Source organism: Zoogloea sp. (genome assembly GCF_030157465.1).
Taxonomy (GTDB): Bacteria; Pseudomonadota; Gammaproteobacteria; order Burkholderiales; family Rhodocyclaceae; genus Zoogloea.
In genome coordinates this window covers 1-17,452 of sequence record NZ_JAOAUU010000155.1, presented here as the reverse complement: position 1 = coordinate 17,452, position 17,452 = coordinate 1, and the positions used below count along the sequence as shown (strand labels likewise).

The window sequence follows — 17,452 nt, the reverse complement described above, 5'->3', positions numbered from 1 at the left end:
CCCAGCGTCGAGGGGGACAGACATTGAGTACATTCGCCAGCACGCTGATCAACTGGCAGCACAGCCACGGCCGCCATGACCTGCCCTGGCAGACCCGGGATGCCTACCGGGTATGGCTGTCGGAAATCATGCTCCAGCAAACCCAGGTGGACACGGTGATTCCGTACTACGGGCGCTTTCTCGAACGCTTTCCCGACCTGCCCAGCCTGGCCGCCGCGCCGGTGGAGGACGTGCTCACCCTGTGGAGCGGCCTGGGCTACTACGCCCGGGCGCGCAACCTGCACAAGTGCGCCCAGGCGGTGATGGGCCGACACGGCGGGGTGTTTCCGGCCGATCCGGCCTTGCTGGCCGAACTGCCGGGCATCGGCCGCTCGACGGCGGCGGCGATCAGCGCCTTCAGTTATGGCACGCGGGCGGCGATCCTCGACGGCAACGTGAAGCGGGTGCTGGCCCGCGCCTTCGGCATCGAGGGCTTCCCGGGCACCAAGCCGGTGGAAAACTCCATGTGGCAACTGGCCGAGAGCCTGCTGCCGGCAAGCGACGTGGATATTTACACCCAGGCCCAGATGGATCTGGGCGCCACCGTGTGCACCCGCGGCCGCCCGGCCTGCTCCCGCTGCCCGCTGGCCACCACCTGCGTGGCCTTGAAGGACGGCCGCGTGGCCGATCTGCCCACACCCCGGCCGAAGAAAATCACCCGGCAGCGCAGCGGACGCTTCGCGGTGATCCTCGCCAACGGCACGGTGCTGCTGGAACGGCGCCCGCCAGCGGGCATCTGGGGTGGCCTGCAAAGCCTGCCCGAACTGCCCGAGGACGCCGACACCGCCGACTGGGTGAGCGCGCGCTACGGACTGACGGTGCGCGGGGTCACGCCGCTGGCCGGCTTTCGCCACGTGTTCACCCATTTCACGCTGGAGCTGCAGCCCGAAGCCGTAGAGGTGGCCGGCCCGCCGGCAGCCTGCACCGAGGCGGGCGCCGTGTGGCATCCGCTGGAGCGCCTCGAAGAGGCGGCGCTGCCGGCACCGATCCGCAAGCTGCTGGAGCAACTGGTGCGCCGGGATCTGTTCAGCCAGCCCTGAGTGGAGGGCGCGCCCCTCAGTCGATCAGCTGGTGCTGCTTGAGGAAGGCGTGAATGATCTCCAGCCGCGAAATCGTGTCATCGAGTTCGAGCAGGCGCAGGCGGGCTTCGGTGGGGATCGGCAGGATTTCGGCCAGCCGGTAGCCCACCCAGGTGGCATCGTCAAAACGATGGGGCTGGGCAAAAGCGTCGGGCCCGGCATCGGCGACAATGGCTCGGAGCAGCGGCACCGCGCCGGCGAGATGCTCGGGCACGGGCTGGGGCGGCGGTTCATCCAGCCAGCTCACGCGAGCGGTCTGGAGGCGGTCGGACTGGATCTTTCGCTCGATGATCCGGAAGCGCGGCCCGCCGCGGGTGGTGATGAACAAGAGGCCCGGCTGCGACATGTCCCAATCCACGATGGTCGCCATCGACCCGAGATCATGGGGCTGCGCCACCTCGCCCACTTCGCTGCCCTCCCGGATCAGGCACACGCCAAAGGGCGAACTGGTGCGCATGCAGCGCGCCGCCATGTCCAGGTAACGGGCCTCGAACAGCTTGAGCTGCAGCACGCCATCGGGAAACAGCACCAGGTTGAGGGGAAACAGCGGAATCTCGGCGGGCAGTTGCACGCGCTCCGCAGAGGCTACGGTCATGGCTTCGGTCCTTGGTTGATCTTTATTCATCACCCTCGCCCCAGCGGGGCATGAGGGTATGCGCCACGCCCAGTTGGTCGAGGATGCGGGCAACGACGAAATCGACAAGCTCGCCCACGCTTTTCGGGTGGTGGTAGAAGCCCGGGTTGGCCGGCAGGATCACCACGCCCATGCGCGCCAGGCGCAGCATGTTTTCCAGGTGCAGCTGCGAGAAGGGCGTCTCCCGCGGCACGATGATCAGCTTGCGGCCTTCCTTGATCGCCACGTCGGCCGCGCGCTCGATGAGGGTGCTCGCCAGCCCCGCCGCGATCGCCGCCAGCGAGCCCATGGAACACGGGCAAACCACCATCGCGTCCGGCGGATTGGAGCCCGATGCCGGCGGCGCAAACCATTCTTCGCGCCCGAACACCCGCAACTGGCCGTCGGCCGCGCCAAAGCGCGCGGCCAGCATGGCCTCGACCTCGGCCGGGCGGGCCGGCAGGGCGAGATCCATTTCCTGGCGGGCCACGATTTGCGCCACCTGCGAATACAGCAGCCACACCCGGCACCCCGCCGCCAGCAGGCATTCGACGAGCCGCAGCCCGTAAGGCATGCCGGAGGCCCCGGTCAGGGCAACGGCGATGGTTCTGGATTGCGAGGGGTGAAGACTCAAGTGTGAAGATTCCCGGTTTGAAAGCGTCAGTTGTTGATGGACCACGCAGCGGTGGGCGGCGTTCCTGCGAGCCGGGCCGGCTCAATGCCGATGCACCGCCCCGATGCCCTCGTGGGCAACGCCGTGGACATCGGCCGCGTGGTGCCCGTGACGCAGGCGCTCGTGCGCCCCTTCGTCGTGAGGAATCCACTGGCGAACCAGCGAACCGGCCAGCATGCCGACGGCGCTGGCCATCAAGCCGGCCAGTTGCGCGGGGATGAAAGGCGACTCGCCCCCGGCCAGATGCACCGCCAGCCACACCCCGATACCGCAAACAATCGACACCAGCGCCCCCTGGTTGGTGGCGCGCCGCCAGAACAGGCCGCCCAGCAGCGGGATGAAAGCGGCAACCAGGGTGATCTGGTAGGCGTTTTCAACCATCTTGAAGATGCTGGCGTCGGACACCATCGCGTACAGCGTGACCAGCACCGTGAAGCAGAAGGTTACGACACGCATCCAGAACAGCAGCTTGCGGTCGGTCAGGTGCGGCAGGGCCGGGCGCAGGATGTTCTCGGTAAAGGTGACCGACGGCGCCAGCAGCGTGGCCGAGGCGCAGCTCTTGATGGCCGACAGCAGCGCACCGAAGAACAGCACCTGCGCCACCAGCGGCGCCCGCGACAGCACCAGTTCGGGCAGGATCATCTGGGAATCGGTGTTGATCAGGCGCCCCACCATCGCCGGGTCGATCAGGGTGGCCGAGTAGGCCAGGAACATCGGCACGAAGGCGAACGCCAGGTACAGGCTGCCCCCCAGCACCGAGCCCCATACCGCGATTTTCTCGGTCTTGGCCGACTGCACGCGCTGGAAGACATCCTGCTGGGGAATGGAGCCGAGCATCATGGTGACCGCCGCGGCGATGAAAGCGATCACCTCCTTCGCGTCGGCAGCCGGAAAGAAGGCGAACTTGCCGCTGTTCAGCGCATGCCCCACCACCACGCCCACGCCGCCGGCCATGCCGCTCACCTCGTTGCCGATCCACAGCATGCCAATGACGATGATGATCATCTGCAAAAAATCGGTGACCGCCACGGCCCACATGCCGCCGAACAGGGTGTAGACGAGGATGGTGATCGAGCCGATCCACATGCCCGCCACCTGGCTGATCGCACCCGCCGACACCACATTGAAGACCAGCCCGAGGGCGGTGATCTGCGCCCCGACCCAGCCCAGGTAGGAGATCACGATGGCCAGCGTGGTGAGCACCTCGACACTGCGGCCGTAGCGCCGCTTATAGAAGTCGCCGATGGTGAGCAGGTTCATGCGGTAGAGCGGCGCCGCAAAAAACAGCCCGACCAGAATCAGGCACATGGACGAGCCGAAGGGGTCGGCCACCACCCCGCCGAGCCCTTCCTTGAGGAAGGTCGCCGGGATACCCAGCACCGCTTCGGCCCCGAACCAGGTCGCGAACACCGTTGCCGTCACCATCGAGAAGGGCAGGTGACGGCCGGCCACGGCGAAATCCCGGGTGTTGTGAACCCGCGTGGCGGCAAGGAGGCCGATGGCGACCGAGATCAGCCAGTAGGCAATGACGAACCAGAACAGCATGGGGCGAACCGGAAAAAATACGTTGGTGGATCGGCGGATTATAGGGGCAGCCGCAGCGAGGCGCGCGCCGCGCCGCACGACGCCCCATTGACCCCCGTCAAGGCCCGACCCCGGGGGGGCGCCTATAGTCCGGCCGCGTCATTCACGCCGCCCGATTGCCCATGACTTCCGCGCGCTCCATCGAACTGGTCTGCCCCGCCGGCAGCCTGCCCGCCCTTAAAACAGCCGTCGATCACGGCGCCGATTGCGTCTATCTCGGCTTCAAGGACGCCACCAACGCCCGCAATTTCAGCGGGCTCAACTTCGACGACAACGCCCTCAAAGAGGGCGTGCGCTACGCCCATGCCCGCGGCCGCAAGGTGCTGCTGGCCCTCAACACCTACCCGCAAACCGACAACTGGCAACGCTGGACGGCCGCCGTCGACCGCGCCGCCGAGTTCGGTATCGACGCGGTGATCCTCGCCGACCCCGGCCTCATGGCCTACGCCCGCAAGACGCATCCGCAACTGCGCCTGCATTTGTCCGTGCAGGGCTCGGCCACCAGCTTCGATGCGATCAACTTCTACTTTGAACACTTTGGCATTTCCCGCGCCGTGCTGCCGCGGGTGCTGTCGCTGGCCCAGGTGGAACAGGTGATTGCCAGCACGCCGGTCGAGATCGAGGTTTTCGGTTTTGGCGGGCTGTGCGTGATGGTCGAGGGGCGCTGTGCGCTGTCGGCCTTTGCCACCGGCGAATCGCCCAACTGCAACGGCGCGTGCTCGCCGGGCAAGCATGTGCGCTGGGAGCAAACCCCCAAGGGCATGGAAACCCGCCTCAACGGCATCCTGATCGACCGCTTCGCCGACGGCGAGAGGGCCGGCTACCCCACGCTGTGCAAGGGCCGCTTCGACGTGAATGGCGAAACCTATTACGCCATCGAAGAGCCCACCAGCCTCAACACCCTCGAACTGCTGCCCGAACTGGCGCGCGTGGGGGTGCGCGCCATCAAGATCGAAGGCCGCCAGCGCAGCCCAGCCTACGTGGCGCAAGTCACCAAGGTGTGGCGCGCCGCCATCGACCGCCTGCTGAACGACGCAGCGCCCTTCCGCGTCGAGCCCGCCTGGATGGCCGAACTCAACAAGGTTTCCGAAGGCCAGAGTCACACCCTCGGCGCCTACTACCGCCCCTGGAAATGAGCCGCCAACCATGAGCCACGCAAAACTCGCCCTCGGCCCCCTGCTCTATTACTGGCCGCGCCAGTCCACCCTCGCCTTCTACGCCGACATGGTCGATGCGCCGGTCGATATCGTCTATCTCGGCGAAACCGTGTGCTCCCGCCGGCACGAACTGCGCCTGTCCGACTGGCTCGACGTGGCCGACGCCTGCGCCGATGCCGGCAAGGAAGTCGTGCTGTCCAGCCAGGTGCTGGTCGAATCCGAATCCGACCTCAAGACCCTGCGCCGGATCATCAACAACGGCCGCTTTCGCGTCGAAGCCAACGACATGGGCGCGGTGCACCTTCTTACCGGCGGCGACACCCCGGCCACCGACTGGATCGCCGGCCCCACGCTCAACATCTTCAACCCAAGCACCCTCGCCCTGTTTGCCGACATGGGCGCCACCCGCTGGGTCGCCCCGCCGGAAATGTCGCGCCAGCAAATTTTTGATCTGCGCGCCGGCATCAAACGCGGGATGCAAGTCGAGATCTTTGCCCACGGCCGCCTGCCGCTGGCCCTCTCGGCCCGCTGCTTCACCGCCCGCCACTTCAACCTGCAAAAAGACACCTGCGAGTTCCGCTGCCTGGAGTTCGCCGACGGCATTCCGCTCAAGACCCGCGAAGGCGAACCCTTCCTCACCCTCAACGGCATCCAGACCCAGTCCGCCCACGTGCACACCCTGCTCGGCGACCTGCCGGCCGTGACCGCGGATGGCATCGACATCCTGCGCATCAGCCCGCAGGGCGAAAACACCGGCGACATCATCCGGCTGTTCCGCCACACGCTCGACGGCATCACCCCGCCCGCGGAGGCCCTCACGGCCGCCATCCCGCTCCTGCCCGAGGCTCCGTGCAACGGCTTCTGGCACGGCCGGCCGGGCGTCGAGCAATTCGTCACCGCCTGAACTGCGCAAGACCCGCCATGAAAATCCCCGCCTTCACCCTGCCCGCCCCCATTGCCCTGATCGGCGCCCGCCTGCCCCAGCTGCCGCCCACCCTGGCCCTCGTCGCCGGCCTCAACCTGGCCCTCGACCGCATCCTGCCCCGCGACACCCTGGAGCCGCTCACCGGCAAGCGCCTGCTGCTGAAGGTGACCGATGCCGGCTTCGCCCTGCGCTTCACCTTCACCCCGCGCGGCTTTCGCCCGCTTCTCGATACCCGGCAGCCAGACCTGACGATCTCGGCCACCACCCGCGACTACCTCGCCCTGGCCCTGCGCGAGGAAGACCCCGACACCCTGTTCTTCAGCCGGCGCCTGTTGATGGAAGGAGAGACGGACCTGGGACTGCTGGTCAAGAACACCCTGGATGCCGTGGATTGGGAGGCGCTGACGGCAAAGCTGCCCTTGTTGCGGCACGGCTGAAGGCCAAGCGCCGGGGGCGCACCCATCAACGGAAAACCCCTCCACGCCAGCCCCCGCCTCCATCCCGGCTAGAATGAGCCCCATCCCCCGCCATTCCGCCGGACGCAATGCCCCTCCACCGCCGCAGTTCTCCGCTAGCCGCCTGGTTCGCCGCCGCCATCGGCGTGCTGATCGTCTACGCCTGCCTGCACCCCTTCACCGGCTGGCGGGATCCGGGGCTGCCGGTGTTCTACTTCCTCGATTTGCCCTGGCCGCGCTACTACACGTGGGTGGATCTCACGGTCAACGTGATCGGCTTCGTGCCCTTCAGCTTCGCCCTGGTGGCCGCCCTGCCCGGACGCATGTCGCGGAACTGGGCGGTCGCCACGGCCATCATCCTCACCTTCCTGCTCAGCCTGTCGGTCGAAACCCTGCAGAACTTCCTGCCCAGCCGGGTGCCTTCAAACGTGGACGTGGGCTGCAACACCCTCGGCGGCGTGATCGGCGCGCTGGCCGGCGGCTTCTGGAGCGGACGCCTCTTCGACCCGAAGAGCGGGCTGACCCGCTGGCGCAGACGCCACATCGTGAGCGGGCAGGTGGGCGAGATCGGGCTGGTGGTGCTGGGCCTGTGGCTCCTCACGCTGCTGACGCCCGAAAGCCTGCTGTTTGCCACTGGCGATCTGCGCCGCCTGTTCGATCTGCCCACCCCGCTCCAATTCAACCCGACCCGCTTCGTGAAGGTCGAAGCCGCCATCGCCGCCAGCCAGATGCTGGCCGTGGGCCTCACCGCGCGCAGCATGATGCGCACCTGGAGCCCCTGGCCCATCGTGCTGATGGTGCTCCTCGGGCTGGGCGCCAAGACGCTCGCCTCGGCCAGCTTCTTTGCGCCGGGCGACCCGCTGCACTGGGCCACACCGGGCGGGCAGATCGGCCTTGCCGCCGGTGCCGCGCTGCTCGGCGTGTGCCTGCTGCTGCCAGCCCGCAGCCACGCCATGCTGGCCGGCATGGCGCTGCTGGTGGGCACCGCGCTGGTCAACCTGGCCCCCGAAAACCCCTTCCTGCCCAGCGACGCAGCGCTGATCCAGCAGGGCAACTTCCTCAACTTCCACGGCCTTACGCAGCTCACCGCCAGCCTATGGCCCTTCATCGCCTTCGCCTATCTGGGCCTGCTAGGTGCCAGCAACACCCGCGACCCTTACCGCGCCGCTGAAGCTGCCACGCAGCGGAACGATTGGCAGATAATCACGGTCACTTCAAGAACCGATCGCCGAGACACCCGATGAGCTACTTCAAGCACCACGTTTTCTTCTGCTGCAACCAGCGCCCCGAAGGCGACATCTCCTGCGCCAACCACGGCGCCGTCGCGCTTCAAACCTACGCCAAGGACCGCATCGCCGAACTCGACCTGCGCGGCAAGGGCCAGGTGCGCATCAACAAGGCCGGCTGCCTCGGCCGCTGCGACGAAGGCCCGGTGCTGGTGGTGTACCCCGACAACGTCTGGTACACCTTCATCGACAAGGACGACGTGGACGAGATCATCTCCGAACACCTGCAGCACGGCCGCATCGTCGAACGCCTGAAGATCTGACCATGGCCGCCACCGAAACCGCCCTCATCAACGGCCCCGACGGCCAGATCGAACTGATCATCGACACGCCGGCGCACGTCCGCGGCATCGCGCTGATCTGCCATCCGCACCCCTTGTTTCATGGCAGCAACACCAACAAGGTTGCCCACACCCTGGCCCGCGTGTTTCGCGACCTGGGCTACGCCGCGCTGCGCCCCAACTTCCGCGGCGTAGGCAAGAGCGTTGGCGAACACGATCACGGCGACGCCGAAACCGAAGACATGCTGGCCGTGATCGCCTGGGCGCAAAGCCGCTGGGGCGGCATGCCGCTGGCGCTGGGCGGTTTCTCCTTCGGCGCCTTCGTGCAGACCCGCGTGGCCGCGCGGCTGGCCGACGGCGTCACGCCGGCCCGGCGCATCGTGCTGGTGGGCACCGCCGCCGGCAGCGTGACCGGCGCGCGCAGCTACGCCACCCTGCCGGTGCCGGACGACTCGCTGATCATCCACGGTGAAGTCGACGAAACCGTCGCCCTTGCCAATGTGATGGAATGGGCCGCGCCGCAAGAGCTTCCCGTCGTCGTCGTGCCAGGTGCCGATCATTTCTTCCACGGCAAACTGCACGTCATCCGCAAGATCATCGAACGCGCCTGGAGCCCCCTATGACACGCCCTCAACGCTCACTTCGCCCGCGGCCCCCCAAGGTGGCACCATGAAACTGATCGCCTCCCTCACCAGCCCCTATGCCCGCAAGATCCGCATCGCCATCGCCGAAAAGGGCCTGACCTGCGCGCTGGAAGTGGACATCCCGTGGCTGCCGGAAACCAACGTGCCGGCCTACAACCCGCTGGGCAAGGTACCGGCGCTGGTCGCTGACGACGGCGAGGTGTGGTACGACTCGCCGGTGATCTCGCTCTACCTCGAAACCCTCGGCGGCCCGCCCCTGATGCCTGTCGACCGCATCGCCAACCTGCCGGTGCGGCAAACCGAGGCCCTGGCCGACGGCATCACCGACGCCGCCGTCACCGCCTTCCTCGAAGCCCGCCGCCCCGCCGGCCAGCAGGACGCCGACACCATCGAGCGCCAGCTCGCCAAGATCCAGCGCGGCCTCGCCGCCCTCGAAGAACGCCTCCTGCAAAGGAAGGGCTTTGGCGGCCCGCTGATCAACATTGCCGACATCGCGGTGGGCTGCACCCTCGGCTATCTCGACTTCCGCTTCGGGCACCTGCACTGGCGCACCACCCACCCGGAACTCAGCGCCTGGGCGGCCAAGCTGTTCACCCGTCCATCCTTCGCCAGCACCGTACCCCCGGCCGTCTGATGCCCCTGGAAATCAACGGCCTCGTCAAACGCTTCGGCAGCGGCGCCGACGCCCGTGAAGTCGTGCGCGGCATCGACCTGAAACTGCGCCCCGGCGAATGCTTCGCGCTGCTTGGCCCCAACGGCGCCGGCAAGACCACCACCCTGCGCTGCGCCCTCGGCCTGACCGGAGCCAGCAGCGGCAGCATCACGCTGTGCGGCCTGCCGGTGCCCGAACAGGCCCGCGAAGCCCGCGCCCGCGTGGGCGTGGTGCCCCAGCTCGACAGCCTCGACCCGGATTTCACCTGCGCCGAAAACCTCATCGTGTTCGCCGGCTATTTCGGCATCCGCGAAAGCGAAATCCGCCCGCGCATCCCGGAGCTGCTCGCCTTTGCCGGCCTCGAAGGCAAGGACAAGGCCCGCATCCAGTCGCTCTCCGGCGGCATGAAGCGGCGCCTTACGCTGGCCCGCGCGCTGGTGAACAAGCCCGAACTGCTGATCCTCGACGAGCCCACCACCGGCCTCGACCCCCAGGCCCGCCACCTGATCTGGGAACGCCTGCGCCGGCTCACCGCCGAGGGCACGACGATTCTGCTCACCACCCATTTCATGGACGAAGCCGAACGCCTCGCCAACCGCCTGGCCATTCTCGACGCCGGCCGGATTCTGGTTCAGGGCACGCCCCGGGAAGTCATCGCCGCCCACATCGAACCGCAGGTCGTCGAAGTTTTCGGCGAATGGGACAGCGCTGGCGCCGGCGCCGCAGCCTGGGCCGAAGCCCACGCCGCCACGCTCAGCAAGCGCTGCGAAATCAGCGGCGAAACCGCCTTCTGCTACACCGACGACGCCACCGCGCTGCTGGCCCACCTGGCCCGCCAGCCCGGCCTACGCACCCTGCACCGCCCAGCCAATCTGGAAGACGTTTTCCTGAAGCTGACCGGCCGCGAACTGCGCGACTGAACACCTGTGAACACGCCAGACACGCGCCCCGAACCGGCCCGCAACATTTTCTGCGCCGGCGTTAAGCCGCTCTCATGACGCCCAATCACTTCGCCCCGCCCCGCCTGTCGCTGCGCCTGTTTGCCGTGTGGCGGCGCAACTTTCTCGTCTGGCGCAAGCTCGCGCTGCCCTCCATCGTCGGCAATCTGGCCGACCCGGTGATCTACATGCTGGGCCTGGGCTACGGCCTGGGCATGCTGGTGCCCGAAGTCGAAGGCGTGTCCTACATCGCCTTTCTGGCCGGCGGAACCCTCTGCTACTCCACCATGAACGCCGCCACCTTCGAGGTGCTCTACTCGGGTTTTTCACGCATGCACGTGCAGAAAACCTGGGAGGCGATCATGAACGCGCCAATCGCCCTCGACGACATCGTGGCGGCCGAACTGGTGTGGGCGGCCAGCAAATCCTGCCTCGCCGGCACCGCCATCCTCGCGGTGATCGCGATCTTCGGCTTCACCGCTTCGCCGCTGGCCCTGGCCGCCATTCCGGTGATCTTCCTCACCGGGCTGTGCTTCGCCGCGCTCGGCCTGATCATGACCGCGCTGGCGCCGAGCTACGATTTCTTCATGTACTACTTCACCCTGTTCATCACCCCCATGACGCTGATGTCCGGCGTGTTCTTTCCTCAAAACCAGTTGCCGGACAGCGTGCGGACGATCGCCGACCTGCTCCCCCTCAGCCACGCCGTCAGCATCGTGCGGCCGCTGCTGCTCGGCCAGATGCCGCAGCAGGCCGGCCTGCACCTCGCCGTTCTGGCCATGGTCACCGTGCTGGCCTTCTGGCTGGCCCTGGCACTCACCCGGCGCCGGCTCCTCAAATGAAATCATGAGCACTCCCGAAGAAACCCTTCTCGTCATCACCAACCTGCCCGACGCCGACAGCGCCGGGCGCATCAGCCGGCTGCTGGTCGAACAGCGGCTCGCCGCCTGCGTGAACATCCTGGCGCCGTGCACCTCCGTCTATCGCTGGAACGACACGCTCGAAACCGCCACCGAGATCCCGCTGCTCATCAAGACCACCCTCGCCCGCTACCCGGCGCTGCAGGCCGCCCTCACCGCGGCCCACCCCTACGAACTTCCCGAGATCGTCGCAGTCCCTCTCCTTGAAGGCCTGCCCGCCTACCTGGCCTGGGTGGGCACCGAAACGGCAGACCGCCACCCCTGAACCCGATTCCAGATCCATCCGGGGGCCACGCCACATTGCGGCCCCAAAACTGCCGGCCATGATCCGTACGCTCCGACTCTTCGCCCTTTTCTTCGCCTTCCTGCTGGCCGCCTTCGGCGCCCATGCCGCCGGCGAACCCCTGCCCGCCGACCAGGCCTTTCGCGCCACCGCCCGCGCCATCGACGACAAAACCGTCGAGGTCCGCTTCCAGGTGGCCGACAACTACTACCTCTACCGCCACCGCTTCAGGTTCGAGGCCGACGGCATCAGCTTCGGCGAACCCGCCCTGCCCCCCGGCAAGCCCAAAAAGGACGACGCCTTCGGCGAGGTCGAGATCTACCGCGGCGAACTGGTGTTCACGCTGCCCGTCACCGCCGGCCAGCCGCCCTTCACGCTGAACCTCACCAGCCAGGGCTGCGCCGACATGGGCATCTGCTATCCGCCGCAAACCCACGCCGTGGAGGTGGCGCTGGCCAGCGCCGGCGGCGGCGAAGGCTTCCTCGCCCGCGCGCTGCGCCGGAGCGACGCCCCGCCTGCAGCGGCCAGCGCACCCGCTCCGCTGGCCGCCGACGAGCACGATGAATCCGGCCGCATCGCCAAGCTGCTGGCGGGCGGCTCCACCCTCGCCACCCTCGCCAGCTTCTTCGGCTTTGGCCTGTTGCTGGCCCTCACGCCCTGCGTGTTCCCGATGATCCCGATTCTTTCCGGAATCATCGTCGGCCACGGCCACACCATATCCAGAAGTCGCGCCTTCAGCCTGTCGACCCTCTACGTGCTGGGCATGGCCGTCACCTACGCGGCGGCCGGTGTTGCCGCCGGGCTGTCGGGCACGCTCCTGTCGGCAGCCCTGCAAAACCCCTGGGTGCTTGGCGGCTTCGCGCTGGTTTTCGTCGCGCTGTCGTTGTCGATGTTCGGCTTTTACGAGCTGCAACTGCCCACCGCGCTGCAAAGCAGACTCTCGGATAACGCCAATCACCAGAAGGGTGGCTCCCCGGCCGGCGTCGTCGCGATGGGCGCCCTGTCGGCGCTGATCGTCGGCCCCTGCGTGGCGGCACCGCTGGCCGGCGCCCTGCTCTACATCGCCAAAACTGGCAACGCAGCGCTTGGCGGCGTGGCGCTCTTTGTGATGGCCCTCGGCATGGGTGCGCCGCTGATCGCGGTCGGCGTGCTGGCGCGCAGCACCCTGCCCAAGCCGGGCCCGTGGATGGAAGGCGTCAAGCGCGCCTTCGGCGTGGCGCTGCTGGCCACCGCGGTGTGGCTCGTCGCGCCGGTGCTGCCGGGCGTCGTGAGCATGCTGGCGTGGGCCGGGCTGCTGGTCGTGTCGGCCATCTACCTCCACGCCCTCGACCCGCTGCCGCCCCATGCCAGCGGGTGGCAACGCTTCTGGAAAGGCTGGGGCGTGCTGGCGCTGATCGCCGGTGCGGCGCTTTTCCTCGGTGCCCTCGCCGGCTCCCGCGATCCGCTGCAACCGCTGGCCGTCCTGCGCGCCCAGGCCGCCACCGCGCCGGCCGCCGAAACCCGGTTCCAGCGCGTGCGCTCGGTGGAAGAACTCGACCAGATCCTGAAAACCGCCACGCGCCCGGTGATGCTCGATTTCTATGCCGACTGGTGCATCTCCTGCAAGGAGATGGAGCGCTTCACCTTTGCCGACCCGGCCGTGGCCCGGCGTCTGGAAGGCTTCCAGCTCATCCAGGCCGACGTCACCGCCAACAACGACGCCGACAAGGCGCTGCTCAAACGCTTCGGGCTGTTCGGCCCACCCGGCATCATCTTCTTCGACGCCGCCGGTGCCGAGCGCAAGAACCTGCGCATCATCGGCTTCCAGGAGGCCGAAGTTTTTGCCAAAGCGCTGGATGCGGCGCGCTGATCCGGCCCCCGCTTGACTTACCCATGTCCTATGCTTGACTACAGGCAAGACGGCTGAGATCCAGACAGGGCGAGGGGCTCCGTCGATCCGGCCTTGCAGCCAGATGAGGCCACCATGCCGGAACTCCCCGACTTCGACGACCTGTACGTCGTTTCCGATCTGCACATGGGAGGCCTGCCGGGCTTCCAGATCCTCCGCGAAACCAGGCGGCTGGCCGGTTTCATCCGCCGGCTGAGCACACAAACGCCAGACCGGCGCCTGGCGCTGGTGCTCAACGGCGACGTCATCGACACCCTCGCCGAAGATTCGGTTACCGGCTATGTGGCCATGGATAACGCGGTCAAGGTGGTGCAGGACATCATCGAGCGCGACGCCTTCCGGGAAATCTGGCTGGCCCTCGCCGAGTTCGTCAAGGCCAAGAACCGGGCCCTCGTCATCGTCATCGGCAACCATGACATCGAGCTGGCCCTGCCCGCCGTCCAGCGCATGCTGGTCGAGCGCCTGGCCGGCGGCAAGCTCGATGCCCGCGCCCGCATCGAGTTTTCCACCACCGGCGCCGGCTACGCCTGCACGGTGGGCGGCGAACCCGTCTATTGCACCCACGGCAACGAAGTCGACGCCTGGAACTACAACCGCTACGAGGATCTGGCCCGCCTCGGGCGGCGCCTCAACGTGCGCCAGCCGCTGCCCGCAGACGAATGGCACCCCAACGCCGGCACCCGCATGGTCAAGGAGGTGATGAACGAGGTCAAACGGCGCTACGCCTGGATCGACCTGCTCAAGCCCGAAGACTCCGCCGCCATCGGCACCCTGCTGGCCCTCGACCCCGCCCAGGCGCGCAAGCTCACCAGCCTGGCCTCCATCCTGCCGACCAAAATCGTCGGCGGCATGGTCAAGGACCAGCGCCTCGGCGGGCCGGACGATCCCGCCGCCGCCGCCCCCACCGGCGCCACCCTGGAACGCCTGCTCGGGCGCGACAGCAACATCATGCGGGCCGTGCTCGAAAGCCCGCCGCCGCTCGGCCCCCGGCGCGCCGACGACATGCTGCGCGATGCCGAACACGCGCTGGGCGACAGCCTTGGCGCCGGCGGCAGCGCCGACGGCACCCTCGGCACCTGGCAGTACATGTGGGACCGCGTCACCGGCTGGATCACCGGCGTCCCCCGGGAAGAAGCCCTGCGCCGGGCGCTCCTCGACTGGCTGGGCGACGACACCAGCTTCAGCCTCACCGCCACCGACGACACCAGCCGGGACATCCTCAAGGCAGTGCACTCCGACTTCCGCTTCGTGATCACCGGCCACACCCACCTGGCCCGGGCCATCGCCCTCGGCGGCGGGCGCGCCTACTTCAACTCCGGCACCTGGATTCGCCTGATCCAGCTCACCCAGGCCATGCTCGACGACAAGGCTGCCTTCAAGCGTGTCTATGACGTACTGGAGGACGGCAAGATGGCCAGCCTCGACAACGCGCAGGTCGCCGGCGGCGGCCTCGTCCTCGACCGCACCACGGCCGTACGGATTTGCCGGGAAAACGGCAGCACCCGCGGGATGCTGCTCGTGGTGAAGGGCGACGGTACCGCAACCCACGACGAAATCATCCAGCCCGAGGCCTGAACCATGAGCGACATCTGCAGCGTCAAACTCGAATTCCTGCGCCCAGGCCCGGCCCACAACCAGCTCCTGTCGCCACTCACGCCCTACGTTGCGGTATGTGGCGACGACGGCTCGGTCACGGTGAACATGCCCTTCGAACACCGCGAGCTGCTGATCCGCCTCAAGCGCCTGCGCTACGAAAACGGCGTCGATCCGGCCCGCGACGAACAACGCCAGGCCGAAGTGCGCGGCATGGGCGAAGCCATCGGCCAGGTGATCGGCCAGGTGCCCGCGCTGCTCTCGGCGCTCAGCAGCGCCCAGAGCGCCGGCGAACCGCTGGTGCATCTGCGCCTGGTGCTGTCGCCCTCCGAGCTGGGCATGGTGCCCTTCGAAATGGCGATCGCCCCCAACGCCTTTCCGGGCTCCGGCAGCGCGCTGTTCCTGCAGCCCCGCTCGCCGATCACGGTCACCCGCGAAGTGCGCCGCGGCTCACCACTCAAGCTCGACTGGAACCGCACGCCGCGCATTCTCTTCGCCTTCGCCTCGCCGCCCGGCTACGCCGAAGTGCCCGCCCAGGCCCACCTCAACGCCCTGCGCCGGGCCATTGAGCCGTGGGTTGAAATCGTCGACAAGGGCCAGACCGAAACCCGCGTCGAAAAGGTCAAGGCCATCCTCACCGTGCTGCCCGACGCCAGCCTCGAAGACATCCGCCAGGCCTGCGCCGACCAGGAATACACCCACGTGCACATCCTGGCCCACGGCACGCCCTTCAACGACGCCGGCGACCGCCGCTTCGGCGTGGCCCTGTGCGGCACCCTCGACCCGACCAGCGCCGACGTGGTGGACGGCACCCGCCTCGCCATCGCCCTGACCGCCCGCGGCAGCAGCGGCGGCACGCCCTCGGTGCCCACCTTCGTCTCCCTCGCCACCTGCGACTCGGGCAACATCGAATCGGTGCTCACCCCCGGCGGCAGCATCGCCCACGAACTGCACATGTCCGGCATCCCGTGGGTCGTCGCGTCCCAGTTTCCGCTGTGGATGCGCGCCTCGACGATGGCCGCCGAAATCCTCTACAAGGGCGTCCTCGCCGGCGAAGACCCGCGCCGCGTGCTGTTCGACCTGCGCCAGCGCCTGCGCGCCAACGCGCCCGGCACCCACGACTGGGCCAGCATCGTCGCCTATGCCACGGTACCCCCGGATTTTGCAGATCAGGTGCGGGCCTTCCTCTACAAACAAACCCGCGGCAAGGCCGAAGTGCAGTTTGGCCGGCTCGACACCCTGGCCAAGGGCGACATGACATCGCCCGAACTTGGCGACGAAATGGCCTTCTGCCACCGCAAGATCCGCGAACTGATCGACTCCTGGATCCGCGAAGCCCGGGCCAGCAACGACCCCGTGCTGGCCAGCGAGCGCCTGGGCATGAGCGGCGCCCTCGAAAAGCGCATCGCCGTGAGTTTCGAGAAGCAGCGCCGCGCCCTCGCCGACAGCAAGGCCGGCAAGGCCAGGCCCGACGAACTCCAGCGGCTCGACGACAAGATCCAGGAAGCCTATCTGAGCGCCCAGCGTTTTTATCGGCAAGCCCTGCGCAAGGCCCCCACCAACCACTGGGTGATCACCCAGTACCTGGCCCTCGAGTCCGTGCGCAACAACCGCAGTGCAGCGCCCGGCAATGCCTGGCAAGCCCCCCTGCAGCCCTGGTGGCAGGCCGCCTGCCAGATTTCCCGGTGGAGCTACGAAGCCAGCGACAGCAGCCAGTCACTCGACCGGATCTGGGCCATCGGCACCCTGCTTGAACTACTCACCCTCGGCTACGTATTCGTCCCGGGCGACTGGAACGGCGAGGAAAACCGCCACAAGGCCCGAAGCCTGGCCGACGAAATGGTGCGTCTCATCGGCGACAACCGCTTTCCGCTGGAATCCACCATTCGCCAGTTCGAGCGCTACGCCAGCGTCTGGCGCTGCGAGCAGTGGGACGAGGTCGTGACCGAGATTCTCGCCACGCTGAAAAGACAGGACTGACGCGATTGTCAACCGAGCCTGAATAATCCGCCCTGAAACCCGATATAATCGTCGACCTGATTCGAGGAGCGCTGCAAGACCGCCGGGTGCAAGGCCCGCCGTCCCAGGCTCGATGTCGGTGCCGCAGAAGACGTTTATCTGCGGCATCAGCAACTGCGCTCACCCGTCCATGCTTTGTTTTGCAAACCCGTGCCGGGCACGGGGAGACGCGGTGAGCCTGCATTGCCCAAGCCACGCGTAGTCCCTCCCGGCCACATGTTCGAGGAGTTCTCATGAACGCTGTGGCTGAAAAATTCACCGATTACGTTATTGCCGATCTCTCCCTGGCCGACTGGGGCCGCAAGGAGATTCGCATCGCCGAAACCGAAATGCCGGGCCTGATGGCCATCCGCGACGAATTTGCCGCGGCCCAGCCCCTCAAGGGCGCGCGCATCACCGGCTCGCTGCACATGACCATCCAGA

Annotated in this window: 18 protein-coding genes and 1 riboswitch; of the genes, 15 read left to right on the top strand and 3 right to left on the bottom strand. The window is 67.5% G+C overall.

Annotated features, from left to right (window positions below):
* Positions 1 to 23 precede the first annotated feature (23 nt).
* A complete protein-coding gene (gene mutY / locus Q1W26_RS19020; protein ID WP_300443319.1) occupies positions 24 to 1,079 on the top strand; it encodes an A/G-specific adenine glycosylase in 1,056 nt (351 codons plus the stop codon).
* A 16-nt stretch (positions 1,080 to 1,095) separates the two neighbouring features.
* On the opposite strand, the gene Q1W26_RS19015 is transcribed toward mutY, so the two are convergent.
* The 3 genes from Q1W26_RS19015 to Q1W26_RS19005 all read right to left on the bottom strand — a co-directional run bounded on the left by Q1W26_RS19015 (position 1,096) and on the right by Q1W26_RS19005 (position 3,949).
* On the bottom strand, positions 1,096 to 1,713 hold the full coding sequence (locus tag Q1W26_RS19015) for an LON peptidase substrate-binding domain-containing protein (protein ID WP_300443317.1): 618 nt from the start codon (positions 1,711 to 1,713) through the stop codon (positions 1,096 to 1,098).
* A gap of 22 nt (positions 1,714 to 1,735) precedes the next feature.
* A complete protein-coding gene (locus tag Q1W26_RS19010) occupies positions 1,736 to 2,365 on the bottom strand; it encodes a flavin prenyltransferase UbiX (RefSeq protein ID WP_300443315.1) in 630 nt (209 codons plus the stop codon).
* Positions 2,366 to 2,446: 81 nt separating this feature from the next.
* Positions 2,447 to 3,949: a sodium:solute symporter family protein gene (locus Q1W26_RS19005; RefSeq protein ID WP_300443313.1), complete on the bottom strand. Its 1,503-nt coding sequence runs from the start codon at positions 3,947 to 3,949 to the stop codon at positions 2,447 to 2,449.
* Between the two features lie 161 nt (positions 3,950 to 4,110).
* On the opposite strand from Q1W26_RS19005, the gene Q1W26_RS19000 reads away from it, so the two are divergent.
* The 14 genes from Q1W26_RS19000 to Q1W26_RS18935 all read left to right on the top strand — a co-directional run.
* On the top strand, positions 4,111 to 5,124 hold the full coding sequence (locus Q1W26_RS19000; protein ID WP_300443311.1) for a peptidase U32 family protein: 1,014 nt from the start codon (positions 4,111 to 4,113) through the stop codon (positions 5,122 to 5,124).
* Positions 5,125 to 5,134: 10 nt separating this feature from the next.
* Positions 5,135 to 6,049 carry a U32 family peptidase gene (locus Q1W26_RS18995; RefSeq protein ID WP_300443308.1) on the top strand — a complete coding sequence of 305 codons (915 nt, stop codon included), beginning with the start codon at positions 5,135 to 5,137 and terminating at the stop codon, positions 6,047 to 6,049.
* A 17-nt stretch (positions 6,050 to 6,066) separates the two neighbouring features.
* The gene (locus Q1W26_RS18990; RefSeq protein WP_300443305.1) at positions 6,067 to 6,507 is read left to right on the top strand and encodes an SCP2 sterol-binding domain-containing protein; all 441 of its coding nucleotides are present in this window, start codon (positions 6,067 to 6,069) and stop codon (positions 6,505 to 6,507) included.
* Positions 6,508 to 6,614: 107 nt separating this feature from the next.
* Positions 6,615 to 7,769, top strand: a complete 1,155-nt coding sequence (locus tag Q1W26_RS18985; protein ID WP_300443303.1) for a VanZ family protein — start codon at positions 6,615 to 6,617, stop codon at positions 7,767 to 7,769.
* The gene (locus Q1W26_RS18980) at positions 7,766 to 8,074 is read left to right on the top strand and encodes an NAD(P)H-dependent oxidoreductase subunit E (protein WP_300443300.1); all 309 of its coding nucleotides are present in this window, start codon (positions 7,766 to 7,768) and stop codon (positions 8,072 to 8,074) included. Before Q1W26_RS18985 ends, Q1W26_RS18980 begins: the two co-directional genes overlap by 4 nt.
* A 2-nt stretch (positions 8,075 to 8,076) precedes the next feature.
* Positions 8,077 to 8,715, top strand: a complete 639-nt coding sequence (locus tag Q1W26_RS18975; protein ID WP_300443298.1) for an alpha/beta fold hydrolase — start codon at positions 8,077 to 8,079, stop codon at positions 8,713 to 8,715.
* Between the two features lie 46 nt (positions 8,716 to 8,761).
* Positions 8,762 to 9,370 (top strand): glutathione S-transferase, encoded by a 609-nt coding sequence (locus Q1W26_RS18970; RefSeq protein WP_300443295.1) that lies wholly within the window; start codon positions 8,762 to 8,764, stop codon positions 9,368 to 9,370.
* Positions 9,370 to 10,308 carry an ATP-binding cassette domain-containing protein gene (locus Q1W26_RS18965; protein WP_300443292.1) on the top strand — a complete coding sequence of 313 codons (939 nt, stop codon included), beginning with the start codon at positions 9,370 to 9,372 and terminating at the stop codon, positions 10,306 to 10,308. The genes Q1W26_RS18970 and Q1W26_RS18965 overlap by 1 nt, the downstream gene beginning before the upstream one ends.
* Before the next feature lie 74 nt (positions 10,309 to 10,382).
* Entirely contained in the window at positions 10,383 to 11,168 is a 786-nt protein-coding gene (locus tag Q1W26_RS18960; protein ID WP_300443289.1) for an ABC transporter permease, read from the top strand.
* A gap of 4 nt (positions 11,169 to 11,172) precedes the next feature.
* Positions 11,173 to 11,511 (top strand): divalent-cation tolerance protein CutA, encoded by a 339-nt coding sequence (cutA, locus tag Q1W26_RS18955; protein WP_300443286.1) that lies wholly within the window; start codon positions 11,173 to 11,175, stop codon positions 11,509 to 11,511.
* A 58-nt stretch (positions 11,512 to 11,569) separates the two neighbouring features.
* The gene (dsbD, locus tag Q1W26_RS18950) at positions 11,570 to 13,378 is read left to right on the top strand and encodes a protein-disulfide reductase DsbD (RefSeq protein WP_300443284.1); all 1,809 of its coding nucleotides are present in this window, start codon (positions 11,570 to 11,572) and stop codon (positions 13,376 to 13,378) included.
* Positions 13,379 to 13,492: 114 nt separating this feature from the next.
* The gene (locus Q1W26_RS18945; protein WP_300443281.1) at positions 13,493 to 14,992 is read left to right on the top strand and encodes a metallophosphoesterase; all 1,500 of its coding nucleotides are present in this window, start codon (positions 13,493 to 13,495) and stop codon (positions 14,990 to 14,992) included.
* Between the two features lie 3 nt (positions 14,993 to 14,995).
* Positions 14,996 to 16,990 carry a CHAT domain-containing protein gene (locus Q1W26_RS18940; protein ID WP_300443278.1) on the top strand — a complete coding sequence of 665 codons (1,995 nt, stop codon included), beginning with the start codon at positions 14,996 to 14,998 and terminating at the stop codon, positions 16,988 to 16,990.
* 57 nt (positions 16,991 to 17,047) lie between these two features.
* Positions 17,048 to 17,158, top strand: a riboswitch (S-adenosyl-L-homocysteine riboswitch).
* Between the two features lie 104 nt (positions 17,159 to 17,262).
* Positions 17,263 to 17,452, top strand: a 190-nt coding sequence (locus Q1W26_RS18935) for an adenosylhomocysteinase (protein ID WP_300443276.1), incomplete at its 3' end; no start/stop codon positions are given.

What these genes read in the sequence shown, in the direction of transcription:
- Q1W26_RS19015 (WP_300443317.1), bottom strand. Translation starts at nt 1,713, where the DNA reads ATGACCGTAGCCTCTGCGGAGCGCGTGCAACTGCCCGCCGAGATTCCG.
- Q1W26_RS19005 (WP_300443313.1), bottom strand. Translation starts at nt 3,949, where the DNA reads ATGCTGTTCTGGTTCGTCATTGCCTACTGGCTGATCTCGGTCGCCATC.
- Q1W26_RS19000 (WP_300443311.1), top strand. Translation starts at nt 4,111, where the DNA reads ATGACTTCCGCGCGCTCCATCGAACTGGTCTGCCCCGCCGGCAGCCTG.
- Q1W26_RS18995 (WP_300443308.1), top strand. Translation starts at nt 5,135, where the DNA reads ATGAGCCACGCAAAACTCGCCCTCGGCCCCCTGCTCTATTACTGGCCG.
- Q1W26_RS18990 (WP_300443305.1), top strand. Translation starts at nt 6,067, where the DNA reads ATGAAAATCCCCGCCTTCACCCTGCCCGCCCCCATTGCCCTGATCGGC.
- Q1W26_RS18985 (WP_300443303.1), top strand. Translation starts at nt 6,615, where the DNA reads ATGCCCCTCCACCGCCGCAGTTCTCCGCTAGCCGCCTGGTTCGCCGCC.
- Q1W26_RS18980 (WP_300443300.1), top strand. Translation starts at nt 7,766, where the DNA reads ATGAGCTACTTCAAGCACCACGTTTTCTTCTGCTGCAACCAGCGCCCC.
- Q1W26_RS18975 (WP_300443298.1), top strand. Translation starts at nt 8,077, where the DNA reads ATGGCCGCCACCGAAACCGCCCTCATCAACGGCCCCGACGGCCAGATC.
- Q1W26_RS18970 (WP_300443295.1), top strand. Translation starts at nt 8,762, where the DNA reads ATGAAACTGATCGCCTCCCTCACCAGCCCCTATGCCCGCAAGATCCGC.
- Q1W26_RS18965 (WP_300443292.1), top strand. Translation starts at nt 9,370, where the DNA reads ATGCCCCTGGAAATCAACGGCCTCGTCAAACGCTTCGGCAGCGGCGCC.
- Q1W26_RS18960 (WP_300443289.1), top strand. Translation starts at nt 10,383, where the DNA reads ATGACGCCCAATCACTTCGCCCCGCCCCGCCTGTCGCTGCGCCTGTTT.
- cutA (WP_300443286.1), top strand. Translation starts at nt 11,173, where the DNA reads ATGAGCACTCCCGAAGAAACCCTTCTCGTCATCACCAACCTGCCCGAC.
- dsbD (WP_300443284.1), top strand. Translation starts at nt 11,570, where the DNA reads ATGATCCGTACGCTCCGACTCTTCGCCCTTTTCTTCGCCTTCCTGCTG.
- Q1W26_RS18945 (WP_300443281.1), top strand. Translation starts at nt 13,493, where the DNA reads ATGCCGGAACTCCCCGACTTCGACGACCTGTACGTCGTTTCCGATCTG.
- Q1W26_RS18940 (WP_300443278.1), top strand. Translation starts at nt 14,996, where the DNA reads ATGAGCGACATCTGCAGCGTCAAACTCGAATTCCTGCGCCCAGGCCCG.